Raw genomic sequence first — 21,093 nt, forward strand, 5'->3', positions numbered from 1 at the left:
AGCGCGTTTGCCGCTCTCGTTGCAACATCCATTCGAGGCAAAGGACTGCGTGAGCGTGCGCCATCATCGATTTTTCCTACGCCTGCGCCTGATCGTGCTGGCGCTGCATCTCTATGTGGGTATCAGACTGCTTCCGGGCCTGGATATGTCCGGCATGGCGACGCTGCTGGCAGGTGCGTACCTGCTGGCGAGTGCGTTGCTCATGCCGCTGGTGGTCAGGGTGACCTGGCTCAACGGTCGCTGGCTGGCTTGGCCCGTGGCGTTGATGACCGGCGTTTTCTCCTTCCTGCTGTGGCTGACCGTGCTGCGCGACGTGGTGTTGCTGCTGTCGGCGTTGGCGGTACCCTTGACCGCGTTGCGATTGTGGAGTGCCTGGGCGGTGCTGGGCGCAACCGTGTTGCTGGCGGGCTTCGCGTTGTGGCAGGCGCGGCGCCTGCCTCGAGTGGTCGAGGTATGGGTGCCGCTCGATGGGCTGCCGGCAGCGCTGGAGAACTTCGCCATCGTGCAGCTGAGCGATTTGCACGTCGGCCCGACGATCAAGCGGCGGCATCTGGCGCGCATCGTCGAGCGGGCCAATGCCTTGTCGCCGGATCTGGTTGCGGTAACCGGCGATATCACCGACGGCTGGGTCAAGGAGCTCGAAGCCGAAGTGGCGCCGCTGTCGACACTGACCGCCCGTCACGGTTGTATCTGCGTGACGGGCAACCATGAGTATTACAGCGAAGCCGAGGCCTGGGTCGAGGCGTTCGAACGGCTTGGCCTGCGGGTACTGGTCAATGCATCCGAACTGATCGACCACGACGGCGCATCGCTGGCTGTGGCCGGGGTGCCGGATCTCTCCGCGGGGTATTACGTCGCCTCGCATCATAGTGATCCGGCCGCAGCGGCGGCGGGAATTCCCGCGGGCGTATCGCGAATCCTGCTCGCCCACCAGCCGAATTCTGCCCCGGCAGCGGCTGCGGCGGGTTTCGATCTCCAGCTCTCGGGGCATACTCATGGCGGGCAGATCTGGCCATGGAGCCTGCTGGCACGCCGCGCCAATCGCTTTCTGGCCGGGCTGGGGCGGGAAGGCCGGATGTGGGTCTACACCAGTCGCGGCACCGGGTACTGGGGGCCGCCGATGCGCTTCGGCGCACCGGCGGAGATAACCCTGATTCGGCTGTGCCCGAGCTCCGCTCGAAGCTGTAAGTCATAAGCTTTAAGCCGTAAGAAAGGTCAAAAGTGAAAAACCGGTTGTTGGATTTTGTGGTGGTAGTTTGATTTTGGCTTNNTGGCGCTGGATCAACTCGACCAGCGTCATGGGATCGACCTGTGGATCGGCACCGAAAATGATCCGGCCTCGCTCCGGACCGGCTTCCAGTCGTGAAATGCCGAGGCGTTCGGCGCGCTGGCGCAGGCGGGTCTGGCGGAACAGTGTCTTCAGCGGTGCCGGCAGCAGGCCGAAACGGTCGATCATCTCGACCTGAAGCTCCTTGAGTTCGCCTTCGTTGGCGGCGCTGCTGATACGTTTGTACATGATCAGGCGCTGCTGGATGTCCGGCAGGTAGTCGTCGGGGATCAGGGCAGGCAGGTTGAGGCTGATCTCGGTGCCTTCGTCGAGCGGTGCCTCGATGTTGGGCGTCTTGCCGGCGCGGATCGCCTTCACCGCGCGATCGAGCATCTGCATGTAGAGGCTGTAGCCGACGGTTTCCATCTGGCCACTCTGTTCGTCGCCCAGCAACTCGCCGGCGCCGCGAATCTCCATGTCATGACTGGCCAGGGTGAAGCCGGCGCCCAGATCGTCGCTCTGAGCGATCGCTTCGAGACGCTTGACGGCGTCCTTGGTCATCGCCTTGGGCGGCGGGGTGAGCAGGTAGGCGTAGGCCTGATGGTGACTGCGCCCGACGCGGCCGCGCAACTGGTGCAGCTGGGCCAGGCCGAACTTGTCGGCACGCTCGATGACGATGGTATTGGCGCTGGGTACGTCGATGCCGGTCTCGATGATGGTCGAGCACACCAGCACGTTGAAGCGCTTGTGGTAGAAATCCGACATTACCCGTTCGAGCGCGCGTTCCGGTAGCTGGCCGTGGGCCACGCCGACCCGGGCTTCCGGCACCAGTTCGCGCAGCTTGTCGGCGCTGGCCTCGATGGTCTTGACTTCGTTGTGCAGGAAATAGACCTGACCGCCGCGCAGCACCTCGCGCAGGATCGCTTCCTTGACCACCGCTTCGTTGCGCTGCTGGACGAAGGTCTTGACCGACAGGCGGCGGGCCGGTGGCGTGGCGATGATCGATAGATCGCGAATGCCGCTCATGGCCATGTTGAGCGTACGCGGGATTGGCGTCGCGGTCAGGGTCAGAATGTCGACCTCGGCGCGCAACTGCTTGAGGCGCTCCTTCTGCGCCACCCCGAAGCGGTGCTCCTCGTCGATGATCAAAAGTCCCAGGTTGGGCAGCCTGATCGATTTCGACAATAGCTTGTGGGTACCGATTACGATGTCGGCGCGGCCTTCGTCAATGCGCTTGAGGGTGTCACTCTCGCCCTTGCCGCCGGTGAAGCGCGACAGCATCTCGATCTGCACCGCGGTGTCGGCGAAACGGTCGCGGAAGTTGTCGTAGTGCTGCTGGGCGAGCAGGGTGGTCGGTACCAGCACCACCACCTGGCGCCCGGAGTTGACCGCCAGGAAAGCCGCACGCATGGCGACTTCGGTCTTGCCGAAGCCGACGTCACCGCAGATCACGCGATCCATCGGCCGCGGTGCGGTCATGTCGGCGATCACCGCTTCGATCGCTGCCTGCTGGTCGGGCGTCTCCTCGAACGGGAAGCTGGCGGCGAAGCGGGCGTACTCCTCGCCGGGCATGTCGCAGGCGAAGCCCTCGCGGGCCTCGCGCCGGGCATAGATGTCGAGCAGTTCGGCAGCGGTATCGCGGACCTTCTCGGCGGCCTTCTTCTTGGCCTTGTCCCAACTGTCGGAGCCGAGCTTGTGCAGCGGCGCCAGTTCGTCGCTGGCGCCCGCATAGCGCGAGATCAACTGCAGGTTGTCGACCGGGACGTAGAGCTTGGCGCCGCCGGCATATTCCAGCGCCAGAAACTCCGCAGCCTGGCCGCCGGCGGTCAGCGTCTCCAGGCCCAGATAGCGGCCGACACCGTGATGCTGGTGCACCACCGGGGCGCCGGGGCGCAGCTCCGACAGGTGACGCACGGCGAGCTCGTTGTCATCGGTGGCCTTGGCGCGGCGCCGGGTCTGGCGCACCACCTCGCCGTAGAGCTCGGTCTCGGTGATGACCACGACTGCCGGATCGCCAAGCCCCGGGTTGCCAAGCCACAATCCCTCCTCAAGCCCGCCCTCGGCGATAGCGTGAGGCTGATCGCCTTCCAGGAAAGCATGCCAACTCTCGACGTGGGGGATGTCTCGCTGCAACGGTGCCAGCGCCTCGTCGAGCGCTTCGCGGCGACCGCGGGATTCGGCCACGAACAGCACGCGCGACTCGCGATGGCTGGCCAGGAACTGCTCGAGCGTCGCCAGCGGACGCTGGGCGCGGGCATTGATCGCCACGCTCGGCGGTGCCTGGGTCATGCTGGCCATGGCATTGCGGGATTCGGCATCGCGCACGAACTCGAGCCGCGGATGACGCTTGATGGCGGCGAACACTTCGGCCACCGGCACGAACGCCTTGGCCGGCGGCAGCAGGGGGCGGGTCGGGTCGACGCCCAGGTTCTCGTAGCGGCTCTCGATCGAGCGCCAATGGTGTTCGGCGGCTTCGAAGACCTCCGGCAGCAGGGCGACACGCGTACCCTCGGCGAGATGCTCGAACAGCGTCGCCGTCTGCTCGAAGAACAGCGGCAGATACTGCTCCAGGCCGGGGGAGGGGATGCCCTTGATGGCGTCGACATAGAGCGGGCACTGGCGCGGATCGACGTCGAACAGCGTCTCGAAGCCTTCGCGGAAGCAGGCGATGGCCGAGCGCGACAGCGAGTACTCGTGCGCGGGCAGCAGTTCGATGCGGGCGACCTTCTCCTGCGAGCGCTGCGTGTCGGGATCGAAGCGGCGCAGACTGTCGATCTCATCGTCGAACAGGTCGATGCGCAGCGGTGCGTCGGTGCCCATCGGATAGAGATCGATCAGCGCGCCGCGCATGGCGTACTCGCCGGGCTCGTAGACCGTTTCCACGGCGCGGTAACCCGCCCGGGAGAGGCGCTCGCGAAAGCCCTCGCGGTCGAGACGCTCACCGGTCGACAGCGTGAGTACGCGGCCCGCCACGTAGTCCCGCGGGGGCAGGCGCTGCATCAGCGTGTTGACCGGCACCAGCACGATGCCCTGCGTGCCTTCCTGCAGTTCCCGCAGCGTGCGCAGTCGTGCCGAGACGATGTCCTGATGCGGCGAGAAGCTGTCGTAGGGCAGCGTTTCCCAGTCCGGAAAAGGCATTACCGGGGTGCGGGCGTAGAAGCGCAGGGCGCTCTCCAGACGCTGGGCGCTCGCGGTATCGGGCGTGACCACCAGTAGCGGGGCATCGTCGGCCATGCGGGCGAGCGCCAACGCGGCGGCGCTGCCATGGGGCAGCTGGCAGTAGGTCGTTTCGCGTACGCCGGTGGGCAGCGGCGGCGCGAGAGGAGTGAATTGCGACATGAGCCTTTCGGTAGCGAAGAAATAGGGGCGATGAACGAATTTGCGTGTACGGGATGATAGCAGGAGGTTACCGCATGCGGCATGGCCCGGGACGCTCTTCCGGGGTCGTTGACGCTCGCCGGATGCCTCGCTGGCGCGGGCCGTGTTCGACCTTTGTAGTGAAACTACAACCTTTGCGACTACGCGGCGATTGCGGCTCGTTTCGTAGGGTGCGGATAATACGGCAGTTTTTGGACAAGTCGAACGCGATCGAACGACCCCGAACGGCTAACACGAACGACTAGAGAGAGGCCCGCTTGTGAGTCAGGAACAGCTCGATACCGTCTTCCAGGAGTGGCAGGACAACGAGGCGCGCGCGGAGGAGATGATTCCGCTACTGGGTAAACTCTACCGCCAGTACAACGTGATTCCCTCGCTGTTCGGCCGTTCGCTGATCAACCGCTCGGTAACGCGTATCCTCAAGAATCACCGTTACGTGCGCAAGGTGGAGGGTACCGAACTCTCGGTCGCCGATACCCTGCCGATGGTCAAGACGATGGTCGAGCTCGATCTGGGGCCGGCGCACATCGATATCGGGCGTCTGGGCGTGGCGTTCAAGAAATCCGGAGAGAGCGACGTCCGTGCTTTCCTCGAACGGGAACTGAGCGACATCGTCGGTCGCCATGACAGCAGCGGCATGGGCGGCGAACCGCAGGACGTGGTGCTCTATGGCTTCGGCCGTATCGGCCGGATTCTGGCGCGCATCCTGATCGAGAAGGCTGGCGGCGGCAACCTGCTGCGTCTGCGGGCGATCGTGGTGCGTGGCAGCGGTGACGATCTGGAGAAGCGTGCCAGCCTGCTGCGTCGTGACTCGGTGCATGGCCCGTTCGCCGGTTCGATCGACGTCGACCATGACAATCAGGCGCTGATCGCCAACGGTCACGTCATCCGTGTCATCTATGCCAACTCGCCGGCGGAAGTCGATTACACCGCCTACGGTATCGACAACGCCATCGTCGTCGACAACACCGGCAAGTGGCGCGACCGCGAGGGGCTGTCGCAGCACCTCGAGTCCAAGGGCGTCGCCAAGGTACTGCTGACCGCGCCGGGCAAGGGCGATCTCAAGAACATCGTTCATGGCATCAACCACGAGTCGATCGGCGACGACGATCGCCTGGTGTCGGCGGCCTCCTGTACCACCAATGCCATCGTGCCGGTGCTCAAGGCGCTCAACGACGAGTTCGGTATCGTTCACGGCCATGTCGAGACCGTGCATTCCTATACCAACGACCAGAATCTGATCGACAACTATCACAAGGGCGACCGCCGTGGTCGCAGCGCGCCGCTGAACATGGTGCTGACCGAGACCGGCGCGGCCAAGGCGGTGGCCAAGGCGCTACCCGAGCTCTCCGGCAAGTTGACCGGCAACGCGATCCGCGTGCCGACGCCCAACGTGTCGATGGCGATTCTCAACCTGTCGCTTTCGCGCGCTACCGATCGCGACTCGCTCAACGACTATCTGCGACAGATGGCGTTGCACTCACCGATGCACAAGCAGATCGACTACGTCGATTCGCCCGAGGTGGTATCGTCTGATTTCGTCGGCAATCGCCATGCCGGCGTGGTCGATGCCAAGGCCACCATCGCCGACGGCAAGCAGGCGGTGCTCTATGTCTGGTACGACAATGAGTTCGGCTACAGTTGCCAGGTAGTCCGTATCCTGCAGTACATGTCCAATGTCAGGCATCGCTACCTACCCGCTACCCGCTAACGGTAAATGTTAGGCTTTGGTCTAATGCAAGTCCCGGCTCCGTCGGGACTTTTTCGTTTGGATAGGGGGCGCATGCACCGACGGTGAGTAGTCTTTCCAGGCTTGCGTCATTATAATGGTGCGCGTTTTTTGGCGTGGTTCGTGTCGTGTGCGAACCATGGAAGTCACCCTTTCTGATAAGAAAAGCATTTGGATTCCGTGACGTCATTTCCTCCTCCACGGCGCTGCTGCTGGATGCCGGACATGTCTGACGTCCGTCGAACCTCTTTCCTTACGTACATCAGATTCGACAACTGGGCGAGACTATGATCGAAGTCAAACGAGGCCTGGATCTCCCCATCGCGGGGGCGCCGGAGCAGCGTATCGACGAGGGGCGCGCCGTGCGCCACGTCGCGCTGCTCGGGACCGACTACGTCGGCATGAAGCCGACGATGGAGGTCCGCGAAGGCGACCGCGTGAAGCAGGGGCAGGTGTTGTTCACCGACAAGAAGGTGGCCGGCGTGCGTTACACCGCGCCGGGGGCAGGTGAGGTGATCGCCATCAACCGGGGCGAGAAGCGTCGCCTGTTGTCGGTGGTCATCAAGCTCGACGAGGACGAACAGAGCGAGAGCTTCACCGCGCATGGCATTGATGCGCTCGACTCGTTGTCGCGCTCGCAGGTGATCGAGCAACTGGTCGCTTCCGGTCTGTGGACGGCGCTGCGAACCCGCCCCTTTTCGCGCACCCCGGCGCTCGATGCGGTACCCGCCGATATCTTCGTCACCGCGATCGATACCCATCCGCTGGCAGCCGATCCCCAAGTGGTGATCGATGAGTCCAGCGACGCCTTCCGTCATGGCCTGCAGGTCATCCGTCACCTGACCGAAGGCAAGGTCTTCGTCTGTCGCCGTGGCAATGCCCAGCTGCCGGGAGATGATCTCGAAGGCATCCGGGCCGAGGGATTCGATGGCCTGCATCCCGCGGGCCTGGTGGGAACGCATATCCATTTCCTGTCGCCGGTCGGCCTGCAGCGCCAGGTCTGGCATCTCGACTACCAGGACGTGATCGCCATCGGCCGGCTGTTCGTCGAAGGTCGTTTCGATCCCACCCGCGTGGTTGCGATCGGTGGGCCTCGGGCCAAGAATCCGCGTCTGGTCCGCACCCGTTTGGGCGCCAGCAGCCAGGAGTTGCTCGAGGGCGAAATCGAGAAGCCGGAAGATACCCGCGTCATTTCCGGCTCGATCTTCGGTGGCGCGCAGTGCGAGGGCAGTCGCCAGTATCTGGGCCGCTTCCATCGCCAGTTCTCGCTGATCGAGGAGGGCAACAAGCGCGCTTTCATGGGTTGGCTGTCGCCGGGTCGCAATCGTCACTCGGTAATGGGCATCTACGTATCCCAGTTCCTGGGGCTGCCCAACTATGCGCCCAACACCTCGACCAACGGTTCCGAGCGCGCCATGGTGCCGATCGGCGCCTACGAGAAGGTGATGCCGCTGGATATCCTGCCCACGCAGCTTTTGCGTGCGCTGATCGTCGGCGATATCGAGACGGCGATGCAGCTCGGCTGCCTGGAGCTGGATGAGGAAGACCTGTCGCTGTGTACCTACGTGTGCCCGGGCAAGTACGAGTACGGTCCGATCCTGCGTGACAACCTGACCACGATCGAGAAAGAGGCCTGACGATGGGGATTCGTAACACGCTCGACAAGCTTGAGCCTCATTTCGAGAAGGGCGGCAAGTACGAGAAGTTCTACGCCCTGTACGAGGCGGTCGATACCATTTTCTATTCGCCGCCCAACGTGACCAAGAGCATGACCCACGTGCGCGACGGGATCGATCTCAAGCGCATCATGATCACGGTCTGGTTCTGCACCTTTCCGGCCATGTTCTTCGGCATGTACAACGCCGGCCTTCAGGCCAACCTGGCGATCGCCGACGGTTTCAGTGCGATCGGCGGCTGGCGCGAGGCGCTGACGATGGCCCTCGCCGGCGGCCATGACCCCGGCAGTATCTGGGCCAATTTCGTGCTCGGCGCGACCTATTTCCTGCCGATCTATTTCGTGACCTTTGTGGTCGGTGGCTTATGGGAGGTGCTGTTCGCGATCAAGCGCGGCCATGAGGTCAACGAAGGCTTCTTCGTCACTTCCGTACTGTTCGCCCTGGTCCTGCCGGCGACGATTCCACTGTGGCAGGTGGCGCTCGGCATTACCTTCGGCGTGGTGATCGGCAAGGAGATCTTCGGCGGTACCGGCAAGAACTTCCTCAATCCGGCGCTGACCGGCCGTGCCTTTCTCTACTTCGCCTACCCGGCGCAGATCTCCGGCGATAGCGTCTGGGTGCCGGCCGATGGCTATACCGGTGCCACCGCGCTCTCCAACGCCTCGCTCAACGGCATGGAAGGGCTGCATCAGCAGTACAGCTGGTGGGATGCCTTCTTCGGTTTCATGCAGGGCTCCGTCGGCGAGACGTCGACGCTGGCGATCCTGATCGGCGCCGCGGTACTGCTGCTCACGCGTATCGCTTCCTGGCGAATCATGGCCGGGGTGATGATCGGCATGATTCTGACGTCACTGCTATTCAATGCCGTGGGTTCCGACAGCAACCCGATGTTCGCGATACCCTGGTACTGGCACCTGGTGCTCGGCGGATTCGCCTTTGGCATGGTGTTCATGGCTACCGATCCGGTGTCGGCCTCAATGACCAATCCCGGCAAGCTGATCTTCGGTGCGGTGATCGGGGTCATGACGGTACTGATCCGCGTGGTCAACCCGGCTTTCCCCGAGGGCATCATGCTGGCGATTCTGTTCGCCAACCTGTTCGCGCCACTCATTGATCACATCTTCGTGCAGGCCAACGTCAAGCGTCGCCAGAAGCGCCTCGCGACCCTGGCGCCTGCCGAGAAGGAGGCTGTCTGATGGCGAGCAACAACTCGATCAAGAAGACGCTGATCGTTGCGTTTTCCCTCTGTGTCGTCTGCTCGGTGGTGGTGTCTTCCGCGGCCGTGGTGCTGAAGCCGAAGCAGGTGCAGAATCAGGAACTGGATCGCAAGAGCAACATTCTGCAGGTGACCCAGCTCTATCGCCCCGGCGACGACGTCGAGGAGAAGTACGCCGAATTGATCACCCCGCGAGTGGTCAATCTAGAGACCGGCGAATATTCCGACGACCTCGATCCGAACAGCTACGATCAATTCGCGGCTGCCAACGATCCGGCGACCTCACGCACGCTGTCGGGCGATCAGGATATTGCGGGGATTGGCCGTCAGGAGAAATTCTCCACGGTCTATCTGGTCGGCGATCCCGACGATCCTGACCAGATCGTGATGCCGATTCGTGGCCAGGGACTATGGGGGCTGATGGAAGGCTTCTTGTCGGTGCGCGGCGACGGCAATACTATCGTGGGGCTGTCCTACTATGATCAGTCGGAAACTCCGGGGCTGGGCGGCGAGGTCGACAATCCGCGCTGGAAGGCCCAGTGGGATGGCAAGAAGATCTACGAGGGGGACGATTATCAGGACCCTCAGATTCAACTCGTGAAAGGCGGTGCCAGCGACGAATACGAAGTCGATGCACTGTCGGGAGCCTCGCTCACCAGTCGAGGTGTCACCAACATGTTGCGGTTCTGGCTGAGTGATCAGGGTTACGCCCGGTATCTGGCCCGGTTCCACGACGATTCCCAGGGAGGAGCGTGAAAATGGCTACGGATTCCGTAAAAGACGTTGTCCTATCACCGGTCTTCAAGAACAATCCGATCGCCTTGCAGGTGTTAGGGATCTGTTCGGCGCTGGCGGTGACCAACTCCATGAGCGTATCGCTGGTCATGGGTCTGGCGGTCATCGCCGTCACGGCCTGCTCCAGCATGTTCGTTTCGTTGATTCGCAACCACATTCCATCGTCGATTCGTATCATCGTACAGATGACCATCATCGCCTCGCTGGTCATCGTGGTCGACCAGGTGCTGCGTGCCTACGCCTACGACATGTCCAAGCAGCTGTCGGTGTTCGTCGGCCTGATCATCACCAACTGTATCGTCATGGGGCGCGCCGAAGCCTACGCCATGCAGAACGGTCCGGTGATGAGTTTCCTCGATGGTGTCGGCAATGGCCTGGGTTATGCGGTGATCCTGCTGATCGTCGGCTTCATTCGCGAACTGCTGGGTTCCGGCAGCGTGTTTGGCCTGACCATCCTGCCGACCATTCAGAACGGTGGCTGGTACGTCCCCAACGGCCTGATGCTGTTGCCGCCGTCGGCGTTCTTCGTCATCGGTCTGCTGATCTGGGTCCTGCGTACGCTCAACCCGGACCAGATCGAGAAGACCGAATACCGCATCGTTGCCAACAGCAAGACCAAGATCAAGGAGACCGCCAATGTTTGAGCACTATCTCAGCCTGTTCGTCAAGGCGGTCTTCGTCGAGAACATGGCATTGGCGTTCTTCCTGGGGATGTGTACCTTCCTGGCCGTCTCCAAGAAGATCTCCTCGGCCATCGGCCTCGGTATCGCCGTCGTCGTGGTGCTGACCATCACCGTGCCGGTCAACAACCTGATCCTCAACTATCTGTTGAAAGCCGGGGCGTTGAGCTGGACCGGGCTGGAAGGGGCCGAGAACATCGACCTCAGCTTCCTGGGACTGTTGAGCTATATCGGCGTCATTGCGGCGATCGTGCAGATTCTCGAGATGTTCCTCGACAAGTTCGTGCCGGCGCTCTACAACGCGCTGGGTGTGTTCCTGCCGCTGATCACCGTCAACTGCGCCATCATGGGGGCATCGCTGTTCATGGTGCAGCGTGACTACACCTTTGGCGAATCGGTGATCTACGGCGCCGGCGCCGGCGCCGGCTGGGCACTGGCGATCATGGCGCTGGCGGGTATCCGCGAGAAGCTCAAGTACAGCGACGTACCGGGCAGTCTGCAGGGCCTGGGCATCACCTTCATCACGGCCGGCCTGATGTCGCTGGGCTTCATGTCGTTCTCCGGCATCCAGCTTTGAACGCAGCGTTTCTGACGCCAACGTAATTAGGGAAATAGGAAACCGACATGGTCGATACATCCATCATCGTGCTCGGCGTCGTCATGTTCACCGTGATCGTGCTGGGCCTGGTGGCGGTCATCCTGGCCGCGCGCAGTCGTCTGGTGAGCAGCGGCGACGTGGCGATCGAGATCAACGGCGATCCCGACAACACCGTGACGACACAGGCGGGCGGCAAACTGCTGCAGACCCTGGCAGCCAACGGCATCTTCCTGTCGTCCGCCTGCGGCGGCGGCGGCTCCTGCGCGCAGTGCAAGTGCCAGGTGAGTGAAGGCGGCGGCTCGATCCTGCCAACCGAGGAGTCTCACTTCACGCTGCGCGAGAAGAAGGAGGGCTGGCGGCTCTCCTGCCAGGTGCCGGTCAAGCAGGACATGAAGATCCGCGTGCCCGACGAGGTCTTCGGGGTCAAGAAATGGGAGTGCGAGGTCATCGAGAATCCCAACGTCGCCACCTTCATCAAGGAGCTCAATCTCAAGCTCCCCGAAGGCGAAGAGGTGGCGTTCCGTGCCGGTGGCTACGTGCAGCTGGTGGCGCCGCCCTACGACATCAAGTTCTCCGACTTCGACATCGCCGAGGAGTACCGGGGCGATTGGGAGAAGTTCAAGCTGTTCGACATCTCCCACAAGAACACCGAAGAGGTGATCCGCGCCTATTCGATGGCGAACTATCCCGAGGAGAAGGGCATCCTCAAGTTCAACATCCGTATCGCCACGCCGCCGCCCAACTCGAGCCATCCGCCAGGGCTGATGTCGACCTACGTCTTCAATCTGAAGCCGGGCGACAAGGTCACCGTGATGGGCCCCTTCGGCGAGTTCTTCGCCAAGGACACCGACGCCGAGATGGTGTTCATCGGTGGTGGCGCGGGCATGGCGCCGATGCGCAGCCACATCTTCGACCAGCTCAAGCGCCTCAAGTCCAAGCGCAAGATGTCGTTCTGGTACGGCGCGCGCTCCTGGCGCGAGACGTTCTACAACGAGGAGTACGACCAGCTGGCCGAGGAGTTCGACAACTTCGAGTGGCATTTGGCGCTCTCCGATCCGCAGCCGGAAGACAACTGGGAAGGCCCTACCGGGTTCATCCATAACGTGCTCTACGAGAACTATCTCAAGGATCATCCGGCACCCGAGGATTGCGAGTACTATATGTGCGGGCCGCCGATGATGAACGCTTCGGTGATCAAGATGCTGACCGACCTCGGCGTCGAGCCGGAAAACATCATGCTGGATGATTTTGGCGGATGATCCCGGCTTCACAGCGCAATGTGGCAGGGCCAATCCTCTGGGGGTTGGCCCTGTTGCTTATCGCACTGCTGGCCGGGTGCGAGCGCGAACCTCAGTCCTACCGGCTGGAGGGGCCGATCTTCGGCACCGGCTTTCACGTCACCTTCTATGGCGACTACGATGACGACCGGTTGGCCGAGATCGAACAGTCGGTCAAGGCGTCGCTCGACAAGGTCGATCGGCTGATGTCGACCTACAAGCCGGATTCGGAGCTTTCACGCTTCAATCGGGCGCCGGTCGGGCAACCTTTCGAGCTTTCGCCGGAAACCGCCGAAGTGGTGCGCGAGGCGATCCGTATCGGCGACATGTCGGACGGTGCCTTCGATGTCACCATCGGCTCGGCGGTGAATCTGTGGGGCTTCGGGCCCGACAAGCATCCCGACCGGATTCCCAGCGATGCGCGGGTGGCGGCGGCACTGGAGCAGGTCGATTACCGGGCCCTGCATCTCGACGGCAATACGCTCACGAAGTCGAAACCGGTCTACGTCGATCTCTCGGCGATCGCCAAGGGATATGGTGTCGATCAGGTAGCCAGAGCGCTCGATGCCCAGGGCGTGACGAGCTACCTGGTCGAGGTCGGTGGCGAGATTCGTACCAGGGGCGACAAGCCAGACGGCCAGCCGTGGCGGATTGCCGTCGAGAAGCCGGTCTCGAATGAGCGGGCCGTCCAGCGTATCATTGAGCTGGATGGCTCGGCGGTGGCGACCTCGGGCGACTATCGCAACTACTTTGAGGAAAATGGCAAACGCTATTCGCACACCATCGACCCTCGTACCGGTCGCCCCATCACGCACCATCTGGTATCCGTCACCGTGCTGGCAGCGGATTGCATGACCGCCGATGCGCTGGCGACGGCCGTCGACGTTCTCGGCCCCGAAGCCGGCTTCGAGATGGCTAAACGCGAAAACCTGGCGGTCTATCTGGTTGTCAAAACCACTGATGGTTTCGAAACACGGGTATCCGAGGCTTTTCAAGACTACCTCCAGGATGCCGATGAGGAGGATCAATCATGACGATCTGGATTCTGGCCTTCGCCATCATGCTGTTGCTGGTCGCCGGCATGGCGATTGGTGTCATTCTCGGGCGCAAGCCGATTAGCGGCTCCTGTGGCGGGCTCAATACCCTGGGGCTGAAGAGCGGTTGCGAGATTTGTGGCGGTAATGACAAGGTCTGCGAGGAAGAGAGCCGCAAGAATGGCGCCAGTGCCCGCCGGCGCAGCGACGAGAACCGTGGCGCCGATTTGGGTTACAACGCGGTCAAGCGCTGATCGAGACCGTTTTCCTCCATTCGCTGGCCGGCGAGGGCCGTCTCAACGTCACAAGCCAAGTTAAGGAGCAGGCGAAGCACATGGCAGTCTACAACTACGATGTCGTGGTCATCGGCTCGGGTCCCGCCGGAGAGAGTGCCGCCATCAATGCGGCCAAGCACGGTAAGCGGGTCGCGGTGGTGGAGCGGCAGTCGTCGGTGGGTGGCAACTGCACGCACTGGGGCACGATCCCTTCAAAAGCGCTGCGCCATCAGGTCAAGCAGATCATGCAGTTCAACACTAACCGCATGTTCCGTGATATCGGCGAGCCGCGCTGGTTTTCGTTCCCCAAGGTGCTCGAACGCTCCCGCGTGACCATCGATCAACAGGTCGAACTGCGAACCCAGTTCTATGCGCGTAATCGCATCGATCTGTTCTTCGGCATCGCTCGCTTTCGTGACGAAAACACGGTCGTGGTACGCGACAATCACGAAGGGGTCGAGGAACTCTGTGCGCCGCAGTTTGTGATCGCCACGGGCTCGCGCCCGTATCGCCCGGCGGACGTCAATTTCCGCCATCCACGAATCTACTGCTCCGATACCATCCTGGGGCTGTCGCACACGCCGCGCACGCTGATCATCTACGGCGCTGGCGTCATCGGTTCGGAGTACGCGTCGATCTTTTCCGGACTCGGCGTCAAGGTGGATCTGATCGATACCCGGGAACGCCTGTTGTCGTTTCTCGATGACGAAATCAGCGATGCGCTCTCCTACGAGCTGCGCAACTACGGCGTGCTGATTCGCCACAACGAGGCGTATCGCAGCGTCGAGGGCGACGAGGCCGGCGTCGTGGTCAATCTCGAGTCCGGCAAGCGTCTGCGTGCCGATGCCTTCCTGTGGGCCAACGGGCGTACCGGCAACACCGACGAACTCGGTCTCGAGAACATCGGGTTGGAGCCCAACGGCCGCGGCCAGCTACAGGTCGATGACCATTATCGCACGGCGGTTGGGCACATCTATGCCGTAGGCGACGTCATCGGCTGGCCGAGCCTGGCCAGTGCCGCCTACGACCAGGGGCGCAGTGCCAGTGATGAGTTCCTGGGCGAAGACTTTCGTTTCGTCGACGATATTCCCACCGGGATCTACACCATTCCGGAGATCAGTTCGGTCGGCAAAACCGAGCGTGAGCTGACCGAGGCCAAGGTGCCCTACGAGGTTGCCCAGGCGTTCTTCAAGGATACCGCCCGGGCACAGATCACCGGAGACACCGCCGGGATGCTCAAGATTCTGTTCCACCGCGAAACGCTGGAGATTCTCGGGATTCACTGCTTCGGTGACCAGGCCTCCGAGATCGTCCATATCGGACAGGCGATCATGCAGCAGAAGGGCGAGGCGAATACCCTGCGTTACTTCATCAACACCACCTTCAATTATCCCACCATGGCCGAGGCGTACCGCATCGCGGCGCAGAACGGCTTGAACCGACTGTTTTGAGGCGTTACATGCAACACGATGCCAAGGCCGACGATCAGACGGTCATTTACACGCTGGGGCGGGAAGAGCTGGTGCTTCACCAGCGCTACGAAATCGCCAGCATCTGCAATGACTTGATCCTCGGCCTGGTATTCACCGTCGGCAGTATCTGCTTCTTCTTCGAGGGCACGGTGATGACCGTCGGTGTATGGCTATTCGTGATCGGAAGTCTTCAATTGACGATCCGCCCGCTGATTCGCCTGCATCGGCACATCAGGCTCAAGCATCTGCCCGCCAGCGCACAGGATTTCTAAGCCGGCGATCACCGTTGCTCGTCACGCTGTTTATCGATGGCGATCTGCAGCGCCGGATTGCGATAGCGATAAACCCGTAAACTGGGCAGGAAGGGTTCGTCTTCGAGCCGTTGGTCGGAGCGCTTGGCGCGGGTGCGTGTGGCCGGCGGTCGGATCGGCGGGTCGTTGCGGTGGGGCAGCCTGAGCGTCGGGTCGGGAATGAACAGTGGCAGCGGCAGATTCATTGCCCGGCGCATGCGGCCATCCTCCAGGGCTTCGCGGAAGAACAGATTGGCCCGCATCACCGGCGCCTGTTGCTGGATCTGCGCCAGCGGCTCTCCATCCGGAACGTCAGCGAGCTTGCGCAGCTGAATCCGAATATGGGGAGCCGCCTGGTCCATCCGCTTGAGCTTGTCCTCGGCTTCCCGCACGCTCAGGCGCTTGATCGAGCGGCCGCTGGTGTACCACGCCAGACGTACCCGTGACAGCGGGGCATCGGCCACGGGCAGCTGGCGCCAGCACTGCTTGAGATGCAGTCGGGCGAGACCTTGGCCACGCAGATGATCGTGCAGTACCGGATGCCTGAACGGCAGCACCGCCTTGATCTCCGGGATCAGCTTGGGGGCCGATTCGCGAATATGCTTCAAGATGGCGGCGAAGCTCGCTTTGCTGGCGTTGACGGCATGCACCTGCTCCATGAGTTCGGGGCCGGCGACGATCAGGGCGATATAGTTGCGGGTCTCGCGGCCGTCCTGGCCATCCTGATACCAGAAATCGGTCAGAGCGCGTCTGAGCCAATGCGCATCGACGTTGACATCGCCCAGCGCCCACGTCGGTGTCGGCGAAGCGGCGTAGGTGCTGGCCAATTGGTCGACGGTTTCGATCAGACGATCGAAATCGGCTTCCAGTTCGGCCAGCAGTCGGTATTGTAGCTCCATGATCGATGTCCGTTGGTGTCCCTAGCCAACTTTATACCGTTATCCCTACCCTGGTGTCCACCGAGCCGTGGTTGGGCTGCGTCCGGGATCTCGGCGGGCGCAGCCGGTGTTTAAGGAAGTCTCAACGGTCGCGGTAGCGGCGCGTCAAGTCGCCATAGGCGTCGATTCGACGATCGCGCAGGTAGGGCCACATGCGGCGCACCTGTTCGCTGTGGGAGAGGTCGAGCTCGACCAGCAGGTTTTCGCTCTCCTCGCCGGCATGGGCCAGCAATTCTCCCTGCGGACCGCAGATGAAGCTGCCACCCCAGAAGTCGATGCCGGGGCTGACCTTGGACAGGTCCGGCTCATGGCCGACCCGGTTGGCGACGATGACCGGCAGCCCGTTGGCGACGCCATGGGAGCGCTGGATCAGCGTCCAGGCGTCCTTCTGGCGCTGCTTCTCGGGCAAGTCATCCGGCGGATGCCAGCCGATCGCGGTCGGGTAGAGCAGTAGCTCGGCACCGGCCAGCGCCATCAGGCGCGCTGCTTCCGGATACCATTGATCCCAGCATACCAGTACGCCGAGCCGGCCGACGGAGGTGTCGATCGGCTCGAAACCCTGCGCTTCGTCGCTGTCGCCCGGGGTGAAGTAGAACTTTTCGTAGAAGCCGGGATCGTCGGGAATGTGCATCTTGCGATAGTGACCGACGCGACCCCTGGCACGGTCCATCACCACGGCGGTGTTGTGGTAGACCCCGGCGGCACGCCGTTCGAAGAGCGAACCGACGAGGACGATGTCGAGCTCCTTGGCCAATGCGGCCAGCTTCCGGGCGGTCGGGCCATCCAGCGGTTCGGCGAGATCGAACAGATCGGGGTCTTCGCACTGGCAGAAATAGTGCGTCGCGTGCAACTCCTGAAGCAGCACCAGTTCGGCACCCCGGCCTGCAAGATCGCGGATGCCCGCTTCGCTGGCCTCGAGGCTGCGTTGCTTTTCCGGCCAGGCTTGCTGCTGGACCAGGCCGACCTTGAGCGTCTTGGACATGATCTCTCCTTAAGGTGGGGAGAGCGCGGGGTTCAGCGACCCGCGCGGCAACTGCATGGTCAGGCAATGGAGGCTGCCATGCTGGCGGATGACGGCGCGGCAGTCGATCGGGATCACGTCGCGTCCGGGAAAGGCGTCGCTCAATACCTGCAACGCTCGGAAATCGGCAGCGTCGCCGTAGGTCGGAACCAGTACGGCGCCGTTGATGATCAGAAAGTTGGCGTAGGTCGCCGGCAGCCGGTGGCCGTCGTCCGGGTCGAAGCAGGCCTTGGGCCAGGGCAGCGCCAGCAGACGATAGGGCGAACCATCCTCGCGGCGCAGTGCCTTGAGCTCGCGTTCCATGGCGGCGAGAGCTTCGTAGTGGCTATCCTGCGGATCGTCGCAGCGTACGTAGGCGATCGTCGCCGGATCGCAGAAGCGCGCCAGGGTATCGATATGGCTGTCGGTGTCGTCGCCCTCGAGATGACCGTGCTCGAGCCAGAGGACTCGCGACACGCCGAGGTCGTTTTCCAGGCGCGCTTCGATCGCCTCGCGGCCGAGCCCCGGGTTGCGATTGGGATTGAGCAGGCAAGCGCTGGTGGTCAGCAGCGTGCCTTCGCCGTCCGCTTCGATGGCGCCACCTTCGAGGACGAAGTCGCGGGAGGAGACCGGCGCGTCGAAGACGCCCAGGGAAGCCAGCGTTCGGGTCAGACGGTCGTCGCGCTCGGCGGCGAATTTGCCGCCCCAGCCGGTGAACACGTAGTCCAGCAATTCGACTCGCCCGTCCCGCTCGATGGCGATCGGGCCGTGATCGCGGGCCCAGGTGTCGTCGCTGTCGGCCAGTACGAAGTGCCGGTTTTCGACGGCTATGCCCAGAGAGTCGAATCGACGAATGAGGCGTTCGCGCTGTTCGGCGTCGTGCACGCTGACCAGGATGGGCTGATACCGGGTTATGGCCACGGCCATGGCTTCCATCGTCGCTTCGATACGATCGAGCAGCGGGGCCCAGTCGCTGGTGGGCGTCGGCCAGGTCAGTTGAATGGCGTCCTGGGGGTGCCATTCGGGGAACAGACGCGGATTCATGACGGTCTCCATAAGGGCGCCACTCTTGGGCTGGACGCGGCCCTTGGATTGGACGCGAATTGTAGAGCCTGGCTGTAGTGATGCAAGCGAGATTTGCGAACTTTCGAGAGTCCCCGGACCGAAGACCGACGCCACCTCTCGTCAGGCGCCAGTGTAGCTCGCGCCAAGCGGCTGGCAAGCCGCAAATCCGGCCTGGAATGAGGCGTTTGCGGGAACCGGCAAAACCCGTAACATGAGCCGCTGCTGACAAGGAAGCGAACCCGATGCTCGACCGTTTACCCTTTCTGGTGGGCCTGAGATACGTCCGGGCCAAACGACGTAACCATTTCATCTCCTTTATTTCCCTGACTTCGATGTTGGGGCTGGCGCTGGGTGTCGCGGTACTCATTCTGGTGCTGTCGGTGATGAACGGCTTCGATCATGAGCTGCGCACGCGGGTCCTCGGCATGGTGCCGCACACCCGTATCGAGCAGCAGGGCGGAATGCAGGACTGGAAGGCGCTGGCCGAGCGCCTCGGCCAGCATCGCGATGTCATCGGCGTCGCGCCATACGTGCAGCAGCAGGGCATGTTCTCGGCCAGCGGGCGCACCCAGGGTGCGCTGGTGACCGGCATCCAGCCGGAGTACGAGCACAAGGTGTCGATCATCGATCAGCACATGCAGTCAGGCTCTCTCGACGATCTGTCGCCCGGCAGCTGGCACGTGGTGCTCGGCGATCTGCTGGCGCGCAACCTGGGCGTCGGCGTCGGTGACCGCGTCACGCTGCTGGTACCGGAGGCCTCGATCACGCCGGGCGGCGTCTTCCCGCGGCTGAAGCGCTTTACCGTCAGCGGCATTTTCAAGGTCGGTGCCGATCTCGATGCCAACCTGGCCTACGCCAACATCGAGGACATGCAGGCCCTGGCGCGGTTGGGCGACAAGGTCGATGGTCTGCGTCTGGAACTCGACGACCTGTTCCAGGCCGGGCCGGTGACGCGCGATATCGTCTCGTCGCTGGGGGCGGGCTATCGCGGCCTGGACTGGACCTACACCCACGGCAACCTGTTCCAGGCGATCCAGATGGAAAAGCACATGATCGGCCTGTTGCTGATGGTGATCGTCGCCGTGGCGGCATTCAACATCGTCTCCACGCTGGTCATGGTGGTGACCGACAAGCACGCCGACATCGCCATCCTGCGTACCATCGGCGCCACGCCGAAGTCGATCATGGGCATCTTCATGGTTCAGGGGCTGGCGATCGGCATCATCGGCATCGTGATCGGGGTCGTCGCCGGCATCGTTCTGGCGCTTACCGTTTCTGACATCATTGCCTGGTTCCAGGCCGTGACCGGAATCCAGTTCCTCGACCCCAACGTCTATTTCATCAGTTATCTGCCGTCGCGGCTCGAGTGGAGCGACGTGGGCGTGATCGTCTCCAGCGCCTTCGTGCTGACGTTCCTGTCGACTCTTTATCCCGCCTGGCGAGCGGCGCGTATCCAGCCGGCGGAGGTGTTGCGCTATGAATGATCTTTCCTCTCGGTCGTCTTCCGCAGGCGGAGACAACATCATGCTCGACTGTCGCCAACTGACGCGGGTCTACAGCGAAGGACCGCAGGATCTCACCGTGCTGGATCGTCTGGACATGCAGGTGCGGGCGGGGGAGCGCGTGGCGGTGGTCGGCAGTTCCGGCTCGGGCAAGACGACCCTGCTCAATCTGCTGGGCGGGCTGGATCGTCCCACCGACGGCGAGGTCGTGATCGGCGGCCAATCCCTGGCCGGCCTGGGGGAAGCGGCGCTGGGGCGCTTCCGCAATCGCTACATCGGCTTCGTCTACCAGTTCCATCACCTGTTGGCGGAGTTCACCGCCGCCGAGAACGTGGCGCTGCCATTGATCATTCGCGGACAGACGCGCAAGGCCGCCACCGAGCGTGCGCGCAAACTGCTCGACCGCGTGGGGATGGCCCCGCGGGGCGAGCACAAACCCGGCGAACTGTCCGGCGGCGAGCGCCAGCGCGTGGCCATCGCCCGGGCCCTGGTCACCGACCCGAGCCTGGTTTTGATGGACGAGCCGACCGGCAACCTCGATCAGACCACGGCGGCCAATATCCTGGCGCTGATGGATGAGCTGGCCTCGACCACCGAATGCGCCTTCGTGGTGGTGACGCACGACCTGTCGCTGGCGGCGCATCAGGATCGCACGCTGCGCCTCGACAACGGGCGACTCACGCCGGCCTGATTCCCATCTGGCCCAGGAGAGGCATCGCAAACATCACGAGCGCCTTGGTTTTTGCAACATCCTCTAAAGCCTGCGCCGCCCTGGACGATCTATCGTCCAGGGCGGCGTTATTTTGAAGGAAACACTGCTTAAATGGCTGCGCAGGCGAATCGCTGCGTTGCGCGGTGCTAGCAATCCTCACCTATACCCATAGGCTCCGGTTGCTGCGCT

At 62.8% G+C, this 21,093-nt stretch carries 17 protein-coding genes and 1 pseudogene; 14 read left to right on the forward strand and 4 right to left on the reverse strand.

Features of this window, described 5'->3' with window-relative positions:
• Positions 1-55: 55 nt before the first annotated feature.
• Entirely contained in the window at positions 56-1,195 is a 1,140-nt protein-coding gene (locus DOM57_RS10785; RefSeq protein WP_204352930.1) for a metallophosphoesterase, read from the forward strand.
• Between the two features lie 57 nt (positions 1,196-1,252).
• On the opposite strand, the pseudogene mfd reads toward DOM57_RS10785, so the two are convergent.
• Positions 1,253-4,606: pseudogene (mfd, locus tag DOM57_RS10790) on the reverse strand (transcription-repair coupling factor); the annotation flags it as partial.
• A gap of 298 nt (positions 4,607-4,904) precedes the next feature.
• On the opposite strand from mfd, the gene DOM57_RS10795 reads away from it, so the two are divergent.
• The 11 genes from DOM57_RS10795 (at position 4,905) to DOM57_RS10845 (ending at position 15,669) form a co-directional block, all read left to right on the forward strand.
• A complete protein-coding gene (locus DOM57_RS10795) occupies positions 4,905-6,356 on the forward strand; it encodes a glyceraldehyde-3-phosphate dehydrogenase (RefSeq protein ID WP_110649201.1) in 1,452 nt (483 codons plus the stop codon).
• Positions 6,357-6,661: 305 nt separating this feature from the next.
• Positions 6,662-8,011: a Na(+)-translocating NADH-quinone reductase subunit A gene (locus tag DOM57_RS10800; protein WP_110649202.1), complete on the forward strand. Its 1,350-nt coding sequence runs from the start codon at positions 6,662-6,664 to the stop codon at positions 8,009-8,011.
• Between the two features lie 2 nt (positions 8,012-8,013).
• Positions 8,014-9,246, forward strand: a complete 1,233-nt coding sequence (locus DOM57_RS10805) for an NADH:ubiquinone reductase (Na(+)-transporting) subunit B (protein ID WP_110649203.1) — start codon at positions 8,014-8,016, stop codon at positions 9,244-9,246.
• Positions 9,243-10,022: a Na(+)-translocating NADH-quinone reductase subunit C gene (locus tag DOM57_RS10810; RefSeq protein ID WP_110649204.1), complete on the forward strand. Its 780-nt coding sequence runs from the start codon at positions 9,243-9,245 to the stop codon at positions 10,020-10,022. The genes DOM57_RS10805 and DOM57_RS10810 overlap by 4 nt, the downstream gene beginning before the upstream one ends.
• A 2-nt stretch (positions 10,023-10,024) precedes the next feature.
• Entirely contained in the window at positions 10,025-10,705 is a 681-nt protein-coding gene (locus tag DOM57_RS10815) for an NADH:ubiquinone reductase (Na(+)-transporting) subunit D (protein ID WP_110649205.1), read from the forward strand.
• Positions 10,698-11,318, forward strand: a complete 621-nt coding sequence (gene nqrE / locus DOM57_RS10820) for an NADH:ubiquinone reductase (Na(+)-transporting) subunit E (protein ID WP_071233099.1) — start codon at positions 10,698-10,700, stop codon at positions 11,316-11,318. Before DOM57_RS10815 ends, nqrE begins: the two co-directional genes overlap by 8 nt.
• A 47-nt stretch (positions 11,319-11,365) precedes the next feature.
• The gene (gene nqrF / locus DOM57_RS10825) at positions 11,366-12,598 is read left to right on the forward strand and encodes an NADH:ubiquinone reductase (Na(+)-transporting) subunit F (protein ID WP_110649206.1); all 1,233 of its coding nucleotides are present in this window, start codon (positions 11,366-11,368) and stop codon (positions 12,596-12,598) included.
• Positions 12,595-13,650 carry an FAD:protein FMN transferase gene (locus tag DOM57_RS10830; RefSeq protein WP_110649207.1) on the forward strand — a complete coding sequence of 352 codons (1,056 nt, stop codon included), beginning with the start codon at positions 12,595-12,597 and terminating at the stop codon, positions 13,648-13,650. Before nqrF ends, DOM57_RS10830 begins: the two co-directional genes overlap by 4 nt.
• On the forward strand, positions 13,647-13,904 hold the full coding sequence (gene nqrM / locus DOM57_RS10835; RefSeq protein ID WP_110649208.1) for a (Na+)-NQR maturation NqrM: 258 nt from the start codon (positions 13,647-13,649) through the stop codon (positions 13,902-13,904). The genes DOM57_RS10830 and nqrM overlap by 4 nt, the downstream gene beginning before the upstream one ends.
• An 80-nt stretch (positions 13,905-13,984) precedes the next feature.
• Complete coding sequence (gene sthA / locus DOM57_RS10840; RefSeq protein ID WP_110649209.1) at positions 13,985-15,376, forward strand: Si-specific NAD(P)(+) transhydrogenase; 1,392 nt, start codon at positions 13,985-13,987, stop codon at positions 15,374-15,376.
• Between the two features lie 8 nt (positions 15,377-15,384).
• A complete protein-coding gene (locus tag DOM57_RS10845) occupies positions 15,385-15,669 on the forward strand; it encodes a YrhK family protein (protein WP_110649210.1) in 285 nt (94 codons plus the stop codon).
• An 8-nt stretch (positions 15,670-15,677) separates the two neighbouring features.
• On the opposite strand, the gene DOM57_RS10850 is transcribed toward DOM57_RS10845, so the two are convergent.
• The 3 genes from DOM57_RS10850 to DOM57_RS10860 all read right to left on the reverse strand — a co-directional run bounded on the left by DOM57_RS10850 (position 15,678) and on the right by DOM57_RS10860 (position 18,669).
• Entirely contained in the window at positions 15,678-16,586 is a 909-nt protein-coding gene (locus DOM57_RS10850) for a DNA replication terminus site-binding protein (RefSeq protein WP_110649211.1), read from the reverse strand.
• A 121-nt stretch (positions 16,587-16,707) separates the two neighbouring features.
• Positions 16,708-17,607 carry a carbon-nitrogen hydrolase gene (locus DOM57_RS10855; protein WP_110649212.1) on the reverse strand — a complete coding sequence of 300 codons (900 nt, stop codon included), beginning with the start codon at positions 17,605-17,607 and terminating at the stop codon, positions 16,708-16,710.
• Between the two features lie 9 nt (positions 17,608-17,616).
• Positions 17,617-18,669 (reverse strand): agmatine deiminase family protein, encoded by a 1,053-nt coding sequence (locus DOM57_RS10860; RefSeq protein ID WP_110649213.1) that lies wholly within the window; start codon positions 18,667-18,669, stop codon positions 17,617-17,619.
• A 263-nt stretch (positions 18,670-18,932) separates the two neighbouring features.
• Between DOM57_RS10860 and DOM57_RS10865 the strand changes: the two genes are divergently transcribed.
• Positions 18,933-20,174 (forward strand): lipoprotein-releasing ABC transporter permease subunit, encoded by a 1,242-nt coding sequence (locus DOM57_RS10865; RefSeq protein WP_110649214.1) that lies wholly within the window; start codon positions 18,933-18,935, stop codon positions 20,172-20,174.
• Positions 20,175-20,214: 40 nt separating this feature from the next.
• The gene (locus tag DOM57_RS10870) at positions 20,215-20,883 is read left to right on the forward strand and encodes an ABC transporter ATP-binding protein (protein WP_420820225.1); all 669 of its coding nucleotides are present in this window, start codon (positions 20,215-20,217) and stop codon (positions 20,881-20,883) included.
• Positions 20,884-21,093 lie beyond the last annotated feature (210 nt).

This window comes from Salinicola peritrichatus (assembly GCF_003206715.1).
Classification (GTDB): domain Bacteria; phylum Pseudomonadota; class Gammaproteobacteria; order Pseudomonadales; family Halomonadaceae; genus Salinicola; species Salinicola peritrichatus.